Annotated in this window: 14 protein-coding genes; 13 read left to right on the top strand and 1 reads right to left on the bottom strand. The window is 47.4% G+C overall.

Going from position 1 to position 17,028, the window contains the following annotated elements:
- The first annotated feature begins 23 nt into the window (after positions 1–23).
- The 9 genes from leuB (at position 24) to yihA (ending at position 12,347) form a co-directional block, all read left to right on the top strand.
- Positions 24–1,136, top strand: coding sequence for a 3-isopropylmalate dehydrogenase (gene leuB, locus MKX80_RS15260; RefSeq protein WP_176275162.1), 1,113 nt, complete (start codon positions 24–26; stop codon positions 1,134–1,136).
- Between the two features lie 33 nt (positions 1,137–1,169).
- Positions 1,170–2,588 (top strand): 3-isopropylmalate dehydratase large subunit, encoded by a 1,419-nt coding sequence (gene leuC / locus MKX80_RS15255; protein ID WP_339227093.1) that lies wholly within the window; start codon positions 1,170–1,172, stop codon positions 2,586–2,588.
- A 12-nt stretch (positions 2,589–2,600) separates the two neighbouring features.
- Entirely contained in the window at positions 2,601–3,200 is a 600-nt protein-coding gene (leuD, locus tag MKX80_RS15250) for a 3-isopropylmalate dehydratase small subunit (RefSeq protein ID WP_339227091.1), read from the top strand.
- Positions 3,201–3,329: 129 nt separating this feature from the next.
- Positions 3,330–4,337 carry a DNA damage checkpoint antagonist DdcA gene (gene ddcA, locus MKX80_RS15245; RefSeq protein ID WP_268309960.1) on the top strand — a complete coding sequence of 336 codons (1,008 nt, stop codon included), beginning with the start codon at positions 3,330–3,332 and terminating at the stop codon, positions 4,335–4,337.
- A gap of 226 nt (positions 4,338–4,563) precedes the next feature.
- The gene (gene tig, locus MKX80_RS15240) at positions 4,564–5,838 is read left to right on the top strand and encodes a trigger factor (RefSeq protein ID WP_154995873.1); all 1,275 of its coding nucleotides are present in this window, start codon (positions 4,564–4,566) and stop codon (positions 5,836–5,838) included.
- Between the two features lie 268 nt (positions 5,839–6,106).
- The gene (gene clpX / locus MKX80_RS15235) at positions 6,107–7,372 is read left to right on the top strand and encodes an ATP-dependent protease ATP-binding subunit ClpX (RefSeq protein ID WP_154995871.1); all 1,266 of its coding nucleotides are present in this window, start codon (positions 6,107–6,109) and stop codon (positions 7,370–7,372) included.
- A gap of 181 nt (positions 7,373–7,553) precedes the next feature.
- On the top strand, positions 7,554–9,209 hold the full coding sequence (gene lonB / locus MKX80_RS15230) for an ATP-dependent protease LonB (RefSeq protein ID WP_043926307.1): 1,656 nt from the start codon (positions 7,554–7,556) through the stop codon (positions 9,207–9,209).
- A gap of 229 nt (positions 9,210–9,438) precedes the next feature.
- Complete coding sequence (lon, locus tag MKX80_RS15225) at positions 9,439–11,763, top strand: endopeptidase La (RefSeq protein ID WP_154995869.1); 2,325 nt, start codon at positions 9,439–9,441, stop codon at positions 11,761–11,763.
- The gene (yihA, locus tag MKX80_RS15220; RefSeq protein ID WP_182070276.1) at positions 11,760–12,347 is read left to right on the top strand and encodes a ribosome biogenesis GTP-binding protein YihA/YsxC; all 588 of its coding nucleotides are present in this window, start codon (positions 11,760–11,762) and stop codon (positions 12,345–12,347) included. Before lon ends, yihA begins: the two co-directional genes overlap by 4 nt.
- Before the next feature lie 47 nt (positions 12,348–12,394).
- Here yihA and MKX80_RS15215 read toward each other — a convergent pair whose 3' ends face one another.
- Entirely contained in the window at positions 12,395–12,880 is a 486-nt protein-coding gene (locus tag MKX80_RS15215; protein ID WP_154995867.1) for a hypothetical protein, read from the bottom strand.
- Between the two features lie 188 nt (positions 12,881–13,068).
- Here MKX80_RS15215 and hemA point away from each other — a divergent pair, with 188 nt between their 5' ends.
- Genes hemA through MKX80_RS15195 form a run of 4 tightly spaced genes read left to right on the top strand, consistent with a single transcriptional unit; the run spans position 13,069 to position 17,028 of the window.
- Positions 13,069–14,430, top strand: a complete 1,362-nt coding sequence (gene hemA / locus MKX80_RS15210) for a glutamyl-tRNA reductase (RefSeq protein ID WP_182070277.1) — start codon at positions 13,069–13,071, stop codon at positions 14,428–14,430.
- 5 nt (positions 14,431–14,435) lie between these two features.
- Positions 14,436–15,266 (top strand): cytochrome c biogenesis protein, encoded by an 831-nt coding sequence (locus MKX80_RS15205; RefSeq protein ID WP_154995865.1) that lies wholly within the window; start codon positions 14,436–14,438, stop codon positions 15,264–15,266.
- Positions 15,267–15,305: 39 nt separating this feature from the next.
- Entirely contained in the window at positions 15,306–16,247 is a 942-nt protein-coding gene (gene hemC / locus MKX80_RS15200) for a hydroxymethylbilane synthase (RefSeq protein ID WP_154995864.1), read from the top strand.
- Positions 16,237–17,028, top strand: a complete 792-nt coding sequence (locus tag MKX80_RS15195; protein ID WP_268342952.1) for a uroporphyrinogen-III synthase — start codon at positions 16,237–16,239, stop codon at positions 17,026–17,028. The genes hemC and MKX80_RS15195 overlap by 11 nt, the downstream gene beginning before the upstream one ends.

Here is a 17,028-nt window from a genome sequence, read left to right as displayed (position 1 = left end):
AAGAAGGAAGGAGTTTGTTGAATTTGAAAAAACGAATTGCACTTTTGCCCGGTGACGGAATTGGTCCCGAAGTATTGGACGCGGCTGTTGATGTGCTGAAAAGCGTTGCTGAACATTATCAGCATGAATTCGAATTTGAATACGGCCTGATCGGCGGAGCGGCAATTGATGAGGCGGGAGCGCCGCTTCCTGAGAAAACTGTCGCCGCCTGCAAAGCTGCGGATGCCATTTTGCTCGGAGCTGTAGGCGGGCCGAAATGGGATCAAAATCCTTCTGAGCTGAGGCCTGAAAAAGGGCTGCTCGCCATCCGCAAGCAGCTCGACCTTTTTGCCAATCTGCGGCCTGTTAAAGTGTTTGAAAGCCTTGCGGGAGCTTCTCCGTTAAAAACTGAATATATCGAAGGTGTTGACTTTGTCATCGTTCGCGAGCTGACGGGCGGCTTGTATTTTGGAAAGCCGAGTGAGCAGTACGTCAATCAGAACGGCGAGGAAGAAGCTGTTGACACGCTGTTTTATAAAAAGTCGGAAATGGAAAGAGTCATCAGGGAAGCCTTCCAAATGGCGCAAAGACGAAAAGGCAAAGTGACCTCCGTTGATAAAGCCAACGTCCTTGAGTCAAGCAAACTATGGCGCAAGACGGCGGAAGAAGTAGCGAAAGAGTTTCCTGACGTCAAGCTTGAGCACATGCTCGTCGACAATGCAGCCATGCAGCTCATCTATGCGCCTGGACAGTTTGATATTATCGTAACTGAAAACATGTTCGGCGATATTTTAAGCGATGAAGCATCGATGCTGACCGGATCGCTCGGCATGCTGCCGTCGGCAAGCTTATCAAGCTCTGGACTTCATCTATATGAACCTGTGCACGGCTCGGCTCCTGATATCGCGGGACAAAACATTGCCAATCCGCTTGCGGCGATCTTGTCCGCGGCGATGATGCTCAGGACGTCCTTCGGTCTTGAAGCTGAAGCGAAAGCTGTTGAACACGCAGTCGATCAAGTACTCCGTGCAGGAAAACGGACGAAGGACCTGGCAAAAGGATCGGAACATTGCACGACTCAATCGATTACAGGGGAAGTAAAAGCCGCGCTGGCAGACGACAATGCCATTTCAAACATCATGACCGCTTACGTTTAAGGAAAATGGATATTGGTAGAGGGAGGAAGAAAGATGATGACTCGAACGATCATCGAAAAAATTTGGGATCAACACGTGATTAAAAAAGGTGAAGGGAAGCCTGACCTTCTCTATATCGATCTGCATCTGATACATGAGGTAACGTCACCCCAGGCCTTTGAAGGCCTAAGGCAAAAGAACAGAAAAGTCAGACGGCCACAAAATACGTTTGCCACGATGGACCACAACATTCCGACTGTCAATCGGTTTGAGATTCAAGATGATGTCGCCAAACGGCAGGTCAGTGCGCTCGAACGGAATTGCGAAGAATTCGGCATCCGCCTCGCAGACTTGTCAAGCGTTGACCAGGGGATCGTCCATGTCATCGGGCCTGAACTGGGGTTGACGCTGCCGGGAAAAACGATCGTTTGCGGAGACAGCCATACATCCACACACGGAGCGTTTGGCGCGCTCGCTTTCGGAATCGGAACGAGCGAGGTGGAGCACGTCTTATCAACGCAGACGCTTTGGCAGCAAAAACCGAAGACGCTGGAAATCCGCGTTGACGGCAAACTGCAAAAAGGAGTGACGGCTAAAGACGTCATTCTCGCAATCATCGGAAAATACGGGGTTAAATTCGGTGCGGGTTATGTCATTGAATACACCGGTGAAGTGTTCCGAAACATGTCGATGGACGAACGGATGACGGTGTGCAACATGTCAATCGAAGCTGGGGCAAGAGCGGGATTGATTGCACCGGATGAAACAACATTTGAATATGTTAAAACGAAAAAATATGCGCCAAAAGGCGAAGAGTTTGAGAAAGCTGTAGAAGAGTGGAAGAATTTGAGAACCGATCCGGGGGCGGTCTACGACCGGACGATCGTGATGGACGGAAGCGCCATTTCGCCGATGGTGACGTGGGGCATCAACCCTGGCATGGTGCTGCCGGTTGATGATGCGATTCCGGGGCCTGAGGCTTTCTCGCAGGAAGACGATAAAAAAGAAGCGCAGCGCGCATATGAATATATGGGTCTTGAACCATATAAAAAAATCGAGGACATTACAATTGAGCACGTCTTCATCGGTTCATGCACCAATTCGCGCCTGACAGATCTTCGTCAGGCGGCTGAAATGATTAAAGGTCAAAAAGTCGCCGACGGCGTCAGAGCGATCGTCGTTCCCGGCTCGCAAAGCGTCAAAATCCAAGCCGAAAAAGAAGGGCTTCACGAGATTTTCATCGAAGCGGGCTTTGAATGGAGAGAATCGGGATGCAGCATGTGTTTGAGCATGAACAACGATGTTGTCCCTGAAGGAGAGCGCTGTGCTTCGACTTCCAACCGCAATTTTGAAGGCAGGCAGGGCAAAGGGGCCAGGACGCATCTCGTCAGCCCGGCGATGGCTGCGATGGCCGCGATTCACGGACGCTTTGTCGATGTCAGAAAATATTACCACGAGACAACAGCTGTATAGAGGAGTGACAAGATGGAGCCATTAAAGACCCATACCGGAATAGCGGCGGTACTTAACAGAATCAACGTAGATACGGACCAGATCATTCCGAAGCAATTTTTAAAGAGGATCGAAAGAACGGGGTACGGCCGTTTTGCTTTCTTTGACTGGAGATATTTGGATAACGGCGATCCCAATCCTGATTTTGAACTGAACCGGCCGGAATACAAAGGCGCTTCGATTTTAATAGCCGGCGAAAACTTCGGCTGCGGCTCTTCAAGGGAACACGCGCCATGGGCGCTTGACGACTACGGATTTAAAATCATTATCGCGCCGTCTTTTGCCGATATCTTTCACCAAAACTGTTTTAAAAACGGCATGTTGCCGATCCGCCTTCCTTATGAGAAGTGGAAAGAGCTTGCTGAACAGTATGAATATCAATCTTTGACGATGGCTGTCGATCTTGAAAAACAGACGATAACAGACCACGCCGGGCAGCAGATTGCCTTTGAGGTCGATCCGCATTGGAAAGAGATGCTGCTGAACGGTTACGATGAAATTTCTTTAACATTGCTCCTTGAAGAAGAAATCGAACAATTTGAGAAACAGAGAAGTTCTTGGCTGCAAGCATAAAAAAGCTGTCCGATGTAGATCGGAGGCTTTTTTTGCTGGCGTCAGCATACTGCCGCCGGTTCTTTCTTGTGTTTAGCGGGCCGGGTTGATACACTTGTTAAAAAATAAGTGCCTGAAAGGAACTTAGAAATGAAGCATGACAAGAAAAACTCGAAGATCATCCCGTTCCCTAACGTAAAGGAGCGTTTAGTGCACAAAGGGATGGCAGCGCTCAAAGAAAAGAATTACCACGAAGCGCTCAGGCTGTTTTCTGAAGCGAAGCGCTATGATGATGAGGAATCGGATATTTATCTGGGAATGGCCATCTGCCTGCTGGAAATCGGCGAGCTTGAAGAAGCGAAAGGCATCTGCGAAAAGATGCTGAAAGAAGGCCACGGCCACTATTTTACCGTTTTACAAGTCTATATGACGATTTTAATCCAGCTCAGACAATACGAAAAAGTAAAAGAAACGATTGAAGCTGTACTCGAAGAAAACAAGCTTCCTCCTGAAAGCGCAGAACAGTTTTATAAACTGCTTGATTTCAGCCGCAAGATGACGGAAGACCCGGGACCTGAGGACATCACCGAAGACCTTCCTGAGACGGAGGAGGTTGATCAGGAAAGGCTTTTGCATGACACGGAAGAGCAGGTTAAGCTTCTTCACGGGCTGAAGGACCGCAATCTGACAAGCTATATCGGCTTGTTGAAAACGATTCTGCAAAATCCGAGTGCACATCCTGTCGTAAAAACGATGATTCTTCAGCTTTTAGCCGAGTCAGACCATGAAAAGCCGACGCTTGTCGCAAAATTTGGCGATTCGATGACAATTAATCCGACAGAGACGGTCAAGCCGGATGATATGCCGATATTAAAGCATGTTCTAAGCGTGCTCGATGATACGCTTGGGAATGAAAATCCCACGCTGTACCAGGCGGTCGAAGAGCTGTGGAGAAGGCATATTTACGTCCTCTATCCGTTTCAGCCGAAATACTCAAACCGCGAGCTCTGGGCTGCTGCACTGCATAAAGTCGGATATGAGATGCACGGGATCGACATCGATAAAGAGGAGCTTCACATTCTCTATGAATTCAATGACAGACAGCTTGACGAAGCATGCGCGCTGATCAAAGACATAGAAGAAATTTCTTATTTGTAAATGTTGAAAGCAGCGGGCATTGTGTTATAATATAGTGGTTGCATTTGTGAAAAACGGAAGTTGATCCGTTTGCCGCTAAAGATTCATTATTTATCTTTGTATACATAATGATGGCTGTCAGAAACACATGAGCTGCACACAGTCGGCAGCTTGCGATGGACGTAGCCGTTTGCTTGTTTTAAAATGGAAAAACGACACAACCTGAATAGATTTTGGAGGGAAACACATGTCAGTAAAATGGGAAAAGCAAGAAGGAAACGAAGGCGTTTTAACGGTTGAGGTAGATGCCGATACCTTTAATAAAGCCCTTGATGATGCATTTAAAAAAGTAGTAAAGCAGGTATCCATTCCTGGATTCCGCAAAGGGAAAGTGCCGCGCGGTTTGTTTGAACAGCGTTTTGGCGTTGAGGCGCTTTATCAGGATGCGCTGGACATCCTGCTTCCTGTCGAGTATCCGAAAGCGGTAGAGGAAGCGGGCATTGAGCCTGTTGACCGCCCGGAAATCGATGTGGAAAAAATCGAAAAAGGCGAAAACCTGATCTTCACTGCGAAGGTAACGGTTAAGCCTGAAGTGAAACTTGGCGAATATAAAGGCCTTGGCATTGAAAAAGACGACACTGCCGTGACGGATGAAGACGTTCAAAACGAACTTAAGTCTCTTCAAGAGCGCCAGGCTGAACTCGTTGTAAAAGAAGACGGCAAAGTGGAAGAAGGGGACACTGTTGTTCTTGATTTCGAAGGATTCGTAGACGGCGAAGCATTCGAAGGCGGAAAAGCGGAAAACTATTCCCTTGAAGTCGGTTCAGGCTCTTTCATTCCAGGCTTTGAAGATCAGCTTGTAGGACTTGAAGCCGGTGCTGAAAAAGACGTTGAAGTGACATTCCCAGAGGAATACCACGCGGAAGAGCTGGCTGGCAAACCTGCCGTATTCAAAGTGAAAATCCACGAAATCAAAGCGAAAGAGCTTCCTGAGCTTGATGACGAGTTTGCGAAAGATGTCGATGAGGAAGTTGAAACGCTTGCCGAGCTGACTGAAAAAACGAAAAAACGTCTCGAGGAAGCAAAAGAAAACGAAGCGGATGCTAAACTTCGCGAAGAGCTTGTCGTGAAAGCAGCTGAAAACGCTGAGGCTGACATTCCTCAAGCGATGATCGACACAGAGCTTGACCGCATGATGAAAGAATTCGAACAGCGTCTGCAAATGCAGGGCATGAACCTTGAGCTTTACTTCCAATTCTCAGGACAGGATGAAAACGCGCTGAAAGAGCAAATGAAAGAGGATGCTGAAAAACGCGTGAAATCAAACCTGACACTGGAAGCGATCGCCAAAGCGGAAAACCTTCAAGTCACTGACGAAGAAGTCGAAGAAGAGCTTTCTAAAATGGCTGAAGCATACAACATGCCTGTTGAAAACATCAAACAAGCAATCGGTTCTACAGATGGAATGAAAGAGGACTTAAAAGTTCGCAAAGCAATTGATTTTCTTGTAGAAAACCGTTAATATGTTTCATAATCATACTTTATATAAAACAGGGCGCGAATGTTTCGTGCCTTGTTTTATACAATTTTGACTTATCATCTTTTCTTTGGGAAAGGATAGATAATGTCGTTTTGATCAACATACATATTGAATATGCCGAACGGCAAACACAACGTTATCGCCTTTTTGGAAAGTGTGGTAAAATGCAATACATAATGGAACGAATGTTTTCAAGCGATGTTTCTTTTAACGAAGAAACTGGAATGACAAGGATATAAGGGGTGAAAGAATGTTTAAATTCAACGAGGAAAAAGGACAATTGAAATGCTCGTTTTGCGGTAAAACACAAGATCAGGTACGCAAGCTTGTCGCCGGACCAGGCGTATATATATGTGACGAGTGCATCGAACTTTGCACTGAAATTGTAGAAGAGGAACTCGGCTCTGAAGAAGAAGTGGAGTTCAAAGATGTTCCGAAGCCAAAGGAAATCCGCGAGATTCTTGATGAATACGTCATCGGCCAGGACCAGGCAAAAAAATCCCTTGCCGTGGCTGTCTACAATCATTACAAGCGGATCAATTCAAACAGCAAAGTCGATGACGTCGAGCTGTCAAAAAGTAATATTTCCATGATCGGACCGACCGGAAGCGGAAAAACGCTTCTTGCTCAAACGCTTGCCCGCATCCTGAATGTGCCGTTCGCCATTGCGGATGCCACTTCGCTTACTGAAGCAGGCTATGTCGGTGAAGATGTGGAGAACATTTTGCTTAAGCTCATCCAGGCTGCTGACTACGATGTTGAAAAAGCGGAAAAAGGCATTATCTACATCGATGAAATCGATAAAGTGGCCAGAAAGTCCGAGAACCCTTCGATTACACGCGATGTATCAGGCGAAGGCGTTCAGCAGGCTTTGCTTAAAATTCTTGAAGGTACGGTTGCAAGCGTTCCTCCACAAGGCGGAAGAAAGCATCCTCATCAAGAGTTCATCCAAATTGACACAACCAACATCCTGTTCATTTGCGGAGGAGCTTTTGACGGAATCGAGCAGATCATCAAGCGCCGTCTCGGCCAGAAGGTCATAGGCTTCGGCTCTGACAACAAGCATGAAGACCTTGAAAAAGAAGCGCTTCTTTCCAAGGTGCTTCCGGAAGACTTGCTTCGCTTCGGGCTGATCCCTGAATTCATCGGCCGTCTGCCGATCATCGCAAGCCTTGAACCGCTCGATGAAAAAGCGCTGGTTGAAATTTTAACAAAACCGAAAAACGCACTTGTTAAACAATATAGAAAAATGCTTGAGCTGGATGATGTGGAGCTTGTATTTGAAGACGAAGCGCTCACAGAGATCGCTAAAAAAGCAATTGAACGTAAAACAGGAGCACGCGGACTTCGTTCCATTATCGAAGGAATCATGCTTGACGTGATGTTTGATCTGCCGTCTCGCGAGGATATTGAAAAATGCGTGATTACAGGCAAAACCGTCACTGACGGCGAACCGCCGCGTCTCATGATGAAAGACGGCACGGTCGTCAATAAAGACAAAAAAACTTCAGCATAATGCAGAGAACCTCCTGGCCAAAAGGAGGTTCTTTTTTTACATTCGGAAACCGTCGGCATACCGGAACAGATTGACGGTTTGAAAAGCAAAATTATCCCTTTCTCTACGTTTATTCCCTCCCTGATCAGGAAATACTATCTGACATACTCAGATACGAAACCATTTCAGGAGGGACCATCAGTTGAGCTGGACGAGCATTGCACTTTTTGTACAACTATTTTTCGGGATCATCATCGGATTATATTTTTGGAATTTGCTCAAAAATCAAAGAACCCAAAAGGTTACGATAGACAGAGAGTCCAAAAAAGAGATGGAACAGCTCCGGAAAATGAGATCAATCCATTTATCAGAACCGTTATCGGAAAAGGTGAGGCCGACGGCTTTTAAAGACATCGTCGGCCAGGAGGACGGCATTAAAGCGCTGAAAGCCGCCCTATGCGGACCGAATCCGCAGCATGTCATTATTTACGGCCCTCCAGGTGTGGGGAAAACGGCAGCTGCAAGGCTTGTCCTCGAAGAAGCGAAAAAGAACAAGCGCTCACCGTTCCAGGAACATTCCGTCTTTGTCGAGCTTGACGCGACAACGGCCCGCTTCGACGAGCGGGGGATCGCCGACCCGTTGATCGGTTCGGTCCACGATCCGATTTATCAGGGTGCCGGAGCGATGGGGCAGGCCGGAATTCCCCAGCCAAAGCAGGGAGCCGTCACACATGCACACGGTGGCGTATTATTCATCGACGAAATCGGAGAGCTTCATCCGATTCAAATGAATAAAATGCTGAAGGTGCTTGAAGATCGGAAGGTGTTTTTGGAAAGCGCCTATTACAGTGAAGAAAACACGCAAATCCCCAAGCACATCCACGACATTTTTCAAAATGGGCTGCCGGCGGATTTCAGATTGATCGGCGCGACGACGAGGATGCCTGACGAAATCCCGCCTGCCATTCGGTCGAGATGTCTGGAAGTGTTCTTCCGCGACCTTGAAAAGCACGAATTAAAAACAGTCGCCAAAAAAGCGGCTGATAAGATTCAGAAGCGAGTCGCAGAGGAAGGACTTGACCTGTTGACGCGGTATGCGAGAAACGGCCGCGAAGTCGTCAATATGATGCAAATCGCCGCCGGAATGGCTTTGACTGAAGAGCGTGACGAGGTGACGGTTGAAGATATCGAATGGGTGATCCATTCGAGCCAGCTGACACCGAAATACGAACAAAAAATCGCTTCTAAACCGCAGGTCGGCATCGTCAACGGACTTGCCGTCCACGGACCTAACAGCGGTTCGCTGCTCGAAATTGAAGTCACAGTCAATCAGGCTGCTGATAAAGGATCAATTAATATCACAGGCATTGCAGAAGAAGAGAATATCGGCAACCAGTCAAAATCGATCCGCCGGAAAAGCATGGCTAAAGGGTCGGTCGAAAATGTCATGACTGTATTGCGGACAATGGGAGTAAAAGCTTCGGATTATGATATTCACGTCAATTTCCCCGGCGGTATCCCTGTTGACGGACCATCTGCAGGCATTGCAATGGCAGCGGGCATATTCTCCGCCATTCATAAGATTCCGATAGACCATACTGTCGCCATGACGGGGGAAATCAGCCTGAACGGCCGGGTAAAGCCGATCGGCGGCGTGATTCCGAAAATCAAAGCGGCCAAACATGCGGGGGCAAAAACGGTTATTATTCCGCACGAAAATGTCCAGTCAATTTTAAAGCGGATAGAAGGCGTACATATCATTCCCGTCAAAACCTTGCAGGAAGTACTGGATCTCGCATTGGTCAACCCTCCTTCAGAAATGCCTGACGGCGTTCAAATGAAAAGAGAATCCGTATAAATCCCCATCGTTTCAGATGGGGATTTTTTTCGGGCCGGTTTTCTCGGAAAGCCCGGAGCTGCAGGTGCCGGCATGTTTTCTTAGCGGAGGACATCTTTTCCTTTTTCAGAACTGAAAGAAAGGGTATACTACAGGAGACCCTTTTTATTTCGCCGGGCTTACAATTGTACAGGGATAAAAAAAGTATATTATAATGGTTCATACTAAAGTTACGGAGGTGTCAGTCAAAATGGCAGATGAAACGAAACGAAACATCCCGCTCCTCCCTTTAAGAGGTTTACTCGTCTATCCGACGATGGTTTTGCACCTTGACGTCGGGCGTGAAAAGTCGGTTCAGGCGCTTGAACAGGCGATGATGAATGACCATATGATCTTTTTGGCAACGCAAAAGGACATATCCATAGACGAACCGGATGAAGACGAGATTTTTACATTCGGAACCTATACGAAAATCAAGCAGATGCTCAAGCTGCCGAACGGAACGATCCGCGTTTTGGTGGAGGGGCTGCAGCGCGCCCGCATTCTTGAGTACCACGATTTAGATGAATATACGTCTGTAAAAATCGAGCGAATCGATGAAGAGACTGAAAAAGATGTTGAAGATGAAGCACTCATGCGCACATTGCTTGACCACTTCGATCAATACATAAAGATTTCAAAAAAAATATCGGCTGAAACATTTGCCGCTGTGACAGATATTGAAGAGCCGGGAAGAATGGCCGATATCGTCGCTTCCCACCTGCCGCTTAAGCTGAAAGACAAGCAGGAAGTGCTGGAAACGATCGATGTCAAAGCCAGATTGAACAAAGTGATCGACCTGATTCACAACGAAAAAGAAGTCCTTGAGATTGAGAAGAAGATCGGGCAGCGCGTCAAGCGTTCAATGGAAAGAACGCAAAAGGAATATTACCTGCGCGAGCAGATGAAAGCCATCCAAAAAGAGCTTGGTGATAAAGAAGGAAAAACGGGTGAGGTCCAAAAGCTGACTGAAAAAATCGAGCAGGCCGGAATGCCTGACAATGTGAAAGAAACCGCGCTTAAAGAGCTGAACCGGTACGAAAAAATTCCGTCCAGCTCAGCTGAAAGCTCTGTTATCCGCAATTATATTGAATGGCTTATTTCCCTCCCATGGAACGATTCGACAGAAGACAGGCTTGATTTAAAGCTTGCCAGTCAAATCCTTGATGAAGAACACCATGGACTTGAAAAAGTGAAAGAGCGGGTTCTCGAATATTTGGCAGTCCAAAAGCTGACCCGCTCGTTAAAAGGGCCGATCTTATGCTTGGCCGGGCCTCCGGGTGTTGGAAAAACCTCGCTGGCCAAATCGATCGCCAAATCGCTCGGGCGCAAATTTGTCCGCATTTCCCTTGGCGGCGTGAGGGATGAATCTGAAATCCGCGGCCACCGCCGCACTTATGTAGGCGCTATGCCGGGCCGCATCATTCAGGGGATGAAAAAAGCAGGCAAGAACAATCCTGTGTTCCTTTTGGATGAGATTGACAAAATGGCTTCGGATTTCAGGGGAGATCCTGCTTCAGCGATGCTGGAAGTGCTCGATCCTGAACAAAACCATACGTTCAGCGACCATTATATTGAAGAGACATTTGACTTATCAAAGGTTTTGTTTATTGCAACCGCGAACAACCTGGCCACAATCCCCGGCCCGCTCAGAGACCGTATGGAGATCATCACGATCGCCGGCTATACGGAAGTGGAAAAGGTCGAAATCGTCAAAGATCATCTGCTTCCAAAACAGCTGAAAGAACACGGTCTGAAAAAATCCAATCTGCAAATACGGGAGCAGGCTGTCCTCGACGTCATTCGCTATTATACGAGGGAAGCCGGCGTCAGAAGCCTTGAGCGCCAAATTGCAGCGATATGCAGAAAAGCGGCGAAGCTGATCGTATCAGGGGAAAGAAAAAGAATAACGGTCACAGACAAAAACCTTGAAGACTATTTAGGAAAAAGAATGTTCAGATACGGACAGGCTGAGCTCGACGATCAGATCGGCGTTGTCACAGGTCTTGCCTACACGACGGTCGGCGGAGATACGCTGTCCATTGAAGTGTCTCTTTCCCCCGGGAAAGGCAAACTCATTTTGACCGGAAAACTCGGCGACGTCATGAGAGAGTCGGCGCAGGCCGCATTCAGCTATGTCCGTTCAAAGGCGGAAGAGTTAAAAATCAGCCCTGATTTTCATGAAAAACACGATATTCACATTCACGTGCCGGAAGGAGCCGTTCCGAAGGACGGCCCATCCGCGGGGATCACAATGGCGACGGCTCTTGTCTCAGCGCTGACGGGCCGACCTGTTTCACGAAATGTCGGCATGACCGGCGAAATCACGTTAAGAGGCCGCGTTCTTCCGATCGGCGGCTTGAAGGAAAAGGCGCTCGGCGCACACCGTGCCGGCTTAAAGACTGTCATTATGCCGAAAGATAATGAAAAAGACATTGAGGACATTCCAAACAGCGTGCGGGAAGGCTTGACCTTCATTCCCGTCGCTCACTTGGACGAAGTTCTAAAGCATGCGCTAGTAGGAGAAGAGAAATGAAAGTAACGAAATCAGAGATTGTCATCAGTGCGGTGAAACCCGAGCAGTACCCTGAAGGGGGACTGCCGGAAATCGCCCTTGCCGGGAGATCCAATGTTGGGAAATCGTCATTCATCAATACAATGATCAACCGTAAAAACTTAGCGAGGACATCTTCAAAACCGGGCAAAACACAGACATTAAACTTTTATATCATTAACGATGTCCTTCACTTTGTCGATGTGCCCGGCTACGGATTTGCAAAAGTCTCCAAAACGGAGCGCGAGGCCTGGGGACGTATGATAGAGACGTATTTGACATCCCGCGAAGAACTGAAAGCGGTCGTCCAAATCGTCGATCTCAGGCATGCTCCTTCACAGGATGATGTCATCATGTACGACTTTTTAAAGCATTATGAAATTCCTGTGATCGTGATTGCGACAAAAGCGGATAAAATCCCTAAAGGTAAATGGGAAAAGCATGCCAAAGTCGTTAAAGAAACGCTTAATATAGAAAAAGAAGACCAGCTCATATTGTTTTCCTCCGAAACGAAAAAGGGTAAACAAGAAGCATGGTCGGCGATCGAGCATATGATCGCGAAATAAAAGAAAAAGCACTTGCGGGATTGATGCAAGTGCTTTTCTTGAATAAACTATTTTCTTTTTAAGAATAATAAGAGCAGACTAACCGCGATAAAAGCAGCCGGCCAATAAGCTTCTACATATGCCGTCTCGATATTCACCGACTTCAGCCAGGCGGCAATCTGCCGGAAAAAGTAAAGGTAGAGGGCGACGGCGATCATCAGCAGACTCTCATATTGATATTCTTTTGTCTTAAACGATTTGACAAGAAGCGCAGCACCGAAGATCAGCACGATGACCGCAAAATCATCCGCGCGGCTGAAATAGTCCTCTTTAAATGTGAAATAAACACCGATCGCTGTCATGAAGAGCCCTGCAAAGGAATGGGCGGAATCGGCTTCTTTCTGCCCCTGATAAAAAAGAGCCAGTCCGATCAGTCCCGCAAGTACAGACCATTCTTCCTGTCCGTCAAACAGGCTGATCTGGCCCGACCGCAAAAAGGCATAGACAGCCACGGCTATCAACAGCAATGGGAGCAAAACAGATTTCTTTTTCAAAGTATCACCTTCTTGATGTAGTGAAAGAAATAGAAACACATTTTCTACTATATCACATCAATTTTTTAAAATCTGTTCACATTTTGGGAAGAGAAAATAGTGAATATATGTTATAATCGTTTTGAATAATAAATTCTATATTGTAATCATTCTAATTTAGATAGATGTTGGGGGTGCAAGCAAGAGTTATGCATATACTTGTCGTGGGATTGGATTACAAATCAGCCCCTGTTGATATACGTGAAAAGTTAACCTTTCAGCCGGATGAGCTGGGGCAGGCGATGTCGCAATTGAAAGAAGAAAAAAGCATACTTGAGAACATCATCGTGTCGACATGCAACCGGACAGAGCTGTATGCAGTCGTTGATCAGCTGCACACCGGACGTTATTATATGAAAATGTTTTTGGCGAACTGGTTCGGATTAAGCAAAGAGGACATTTCGCCTTACTTGAAGTTTTATGAAAACGACGGAGCCGTTGAACACCTGTTCCGCGTATCGTGCGGATTGGATTCGATGGTTATTGGAGAAACGCAGATTTTAGGCCAAGTGCGTACAAGTTTTAAGCTGGCTCAGGAAGAGAAGACAATTGGTACCGTTTTCAATTATTTGTTTAAGCAGGCGGTCACCGTCGCGAAACGCTGCCATGCCGAAACGGACATTGCTTCAAATGCTGTATCCGTCAGCTATGCCGCCGTCGAGCTTGCCAGGAAAATCTTCGGCGACCTTTCCGATAAACACGTGCTGATTCTCGGTGCGGGCAAAATGGGTGAGCTTGCGGTTCAAAACTTGCACGGCCACGGAATCGGACAGGTTACGGTGATCAACAGAACATTTTCAAAAGCGAAAGAGCTTGCCGGCCGTTTTTCAGGCGCAGCGAAAAGCTTGAATGAGCTGCAATGCGCTTTGATGGAAGCCGACATTCTCATCAGTTCAACCGGCGCCAGCGGCTATGTCATCACAAAAGAGATGATCGAACATGTCAATAAGCTTCGCAAAGGCTGTCCGCTTTTTATGGTGGATATTGCCGTGCCGCGGGACCTTGACCCGGCTCTCAGCGAAGTGGAAGGCGTCTTCCTGTACGATATTGACGATCTTGAAGGGATCGTCGAAGAAAATTTGAAGGAGCGTCAGGCCGTTGCTGAAGAAGTGGAGCTGATTATTGAAGCTGAGATTGTCGCTTTTAAACAATGGCTGAATACGCTCGGCGTCGTGCCGGTCATCTCTGCTCTCAGGGAAAAAGCTTTGACAATCCAGGCGGAAACGATGCAGAGCATCGAACGGAAGCTCCCTCATTTGAGCACAAGGGAGAAAAAACTTTTAAATAAGCATACGAAAAGCATTATCAACCAGCTTTTGCGCGACCCGATTTTAAAAGTGAAGGAGTTTGCGTCAGAAGCTGACGCCGAAGAAAAGCTTGCGCTGTTCACGCAGATTTTTGATATTGAAGAAGCGGCTTTTCCTGACGGGGAGAAACAAGACGAACGTCAGCCGGTTCATGCATTTAAGCGGCAAAACCAGCAGGGTTTGACTTCTATCGCGAGCGAGTGACAGACATGACAGACACATTGTTAGCAAGGCTTAACGAAGTTACAATCGTGTTGTACGCGCTCACCGTTCTCTTTTATTTTATAGACTTTTTACAGCACAACCGGAAGGCGGGCAAAACGGCCTTCTGGTTGCTTTCTATTGTCTGGATTCTCCAGACGGTATACCTTTTTTATTTCATGCAGTACACAGATCAGTTTCCTGTTTTGAATAATGCGCAGGGGCTTTATTTTTACGCGTGGGTGCTCGTCACGCTGTCTCTCGTTTTGACGAAGCTTTTGAAAGTGGAATTTCTCGTTTTTTTCACCAATCTCATCGGCTTTTCAATGGCGGCGATCCACACGTTTACTCCGACGGCCCAGCAGTCGGCGGAGCTTTCGGGCAGGCTCGTTTCCGAGCTCTTGATCATCCACATTACAATGGCGATTCTTTCGTATGGAGCATTTTCATTGTCCTTTGTCTTTTCCGTTCTGTATCTTTTTCAATACCGTTTATTGAAAAAGAAAAAGTGGGGGAAATGGCTCTTAAGAATCGAAGATTTGTCAAAACTTGATCATATGGCTTATGTCCTCAATCTCATCGGCGTTCCTATGCTTCTGCTGAGCCTGATTCTGGGGATTATCTGGTCGTATGTATCGCTTGAAACCCTGTATTGGGCCGATCCAAAAGTGCTCGGATCGATCGTGCTGCTTTTTTTATACGGATACTATTTGTTTATCAGGATTGTCAAAGAGCTGCAGGGAAGGATTGCGGCCATGTGGAATGCCGCGTCTTTTCTTGTTCTTTTAATCAATTTCTTTTTGCTCGGCAGCTTTTCGCAATTTCATTGGTTTAGTTAGTTAAAACGGTTGCCCGTGACGGATTGGGAGGAAGAAAACATGAGAAACATCATTGTAGGCTCAAGAAGAAGCAAATTGGCGATGACCCAGACAAAATGGGTGATCAAAAAGCTGGAGGAATTAAATCCGGATTTCACGTTTGAAATAAAGGAAATCGTTACAAAAGGCGACCGGATATTGGATGTTACGCTGTCAAAGGTCGGCGGGAAAGGTCTGTTCGTCAAAGAAATCGAACAGGCGATGCTTTCCGGGGAAATTGATATGGCTGTCCACAGCATGAAGGACATGCCGTCGGCGCTTCCCGAAGGGCTGATGGTCGGCTGCATTCCAAAACGGGAAGACGCCAGGGACGTTCTCATTTCAAAAGGCCGTCAAAAGCTGGCGGACCTGAAACAAGGCGCGGTTGTCGGAACGAGCAGCCTCAGAAGGAGCGCGCAGCTTTTGCAAATGCGCCCCGACCTAGAGATCAAGTGGATCAGGGGAAATATCGATACAAGGCTGAAAAAACTTGAGACCGAAGATTACGATGCGATTATTTTAGCGGCGGCCGGCCTGTCAAGAATGGGCTGGAAGGACGATGTCGTCACTGAATTTCTTGATCCGCAGAGCTGCCTTCCCGCCGTTGGGCAAGGCGCTTTGGCGATCGAGTGCAGAGGCTCGGATGAGGAGCTGCTGTCCCTCTTTTCGCGCCTGAACGACCGCTACACACAGCTGACCGTCACGGCTGAGCGCGCTTTTCTTCATGCGATGGAAGGTGGCTGCCAAGTGCCAATCGCGGGATTTGCAACGATGGACGTAGACGGCGTCATCGAACTGACCGGTCTTGTGGCATCGCCTGACGGAAAAACCGTATACAGAGAAACAATAAAAGGAAAAGATCCGGAGGCTGTCGGCAGAGAATGCGCCGCGGTCATGTCGGAAAAAGGAGCAAAGGCACTGATTGACCGGGTGAAACAGGAGCTGGAAGACAATGAAGCATGATCTTCCTTTACAGGGAAAGAAAGTGCTCGTCACCCGCAATAAAGCGCAAGCCCAATCCTTTAGGGAAAAGGTGGAGGCTTTGGGCGGAGAAGCTGTTTTAACGTCATTGATTTCGTTTCGGCCCGCCCTTCCGCCAGAACATGCCCGGCGCTTTCGGGCGGATCTTGAAAGCGCGGACTGGCTTGTTTTTACAAGCGTAAACGGGGCAAAATTCTTTTTTTCTTATTTAAAGGACGCCGGGTTCAGCGTTCCTCTCGCATCAAAGGCGAAGGTTGCTGCAGTCGGTGAAAAAACAGCACGGTATTTGCGCGACAGGGGTCTTTCTGTCGATCTGATGCCGGAGTTATACGTGGCTGAACATTTGGCGGAGGCACTCAAGCAAAATGCCGGCCGTCATGACAAAGTGGCCGTTTTAAAAGGGAATTTATCCCGGGACGTCATCAAGAAAACCCTCTCTCCCCTCGGAATTCAAGTTTCAGAATGGATTTTGTATGAAACCGTGCGTGATGAAAGCGGAATTCTGGAGCTGAAGGAAGCGGCAAAGCACTCGTCTTTTGATTTTGTGACGTTTACCAGTTCCTCGACGGTACATATATTCATGTCCATTCTGAAAGAGGAGAGCAGAACGTGGGCCGAAAAGAACCGTACGGCTTTTATTACGATCGGGCCTTTGACAAAGAAGGCGCTGTCGGACTACGGAATTCCTTCCTATATGCCGGACGTCTATACAATCGACGGAATGCTGGGCGAAATGTGCCGCATTTCAAGAAAGGGAGAATGA

This window comes from Bacillus sp. FSL K6-0972 (genome assembly GCF_037976035.1).
Taxonomy (GTDB): Bacteria; Bacillota; Bacilli; order Bacillales; family Bacillaceae; genus Bacillus; species Bacillus haynesii.
Note: the sequence above shows the minus strand (reverse complement) of the source record. Positions and strands in the feature narration are given on the sequence as shown.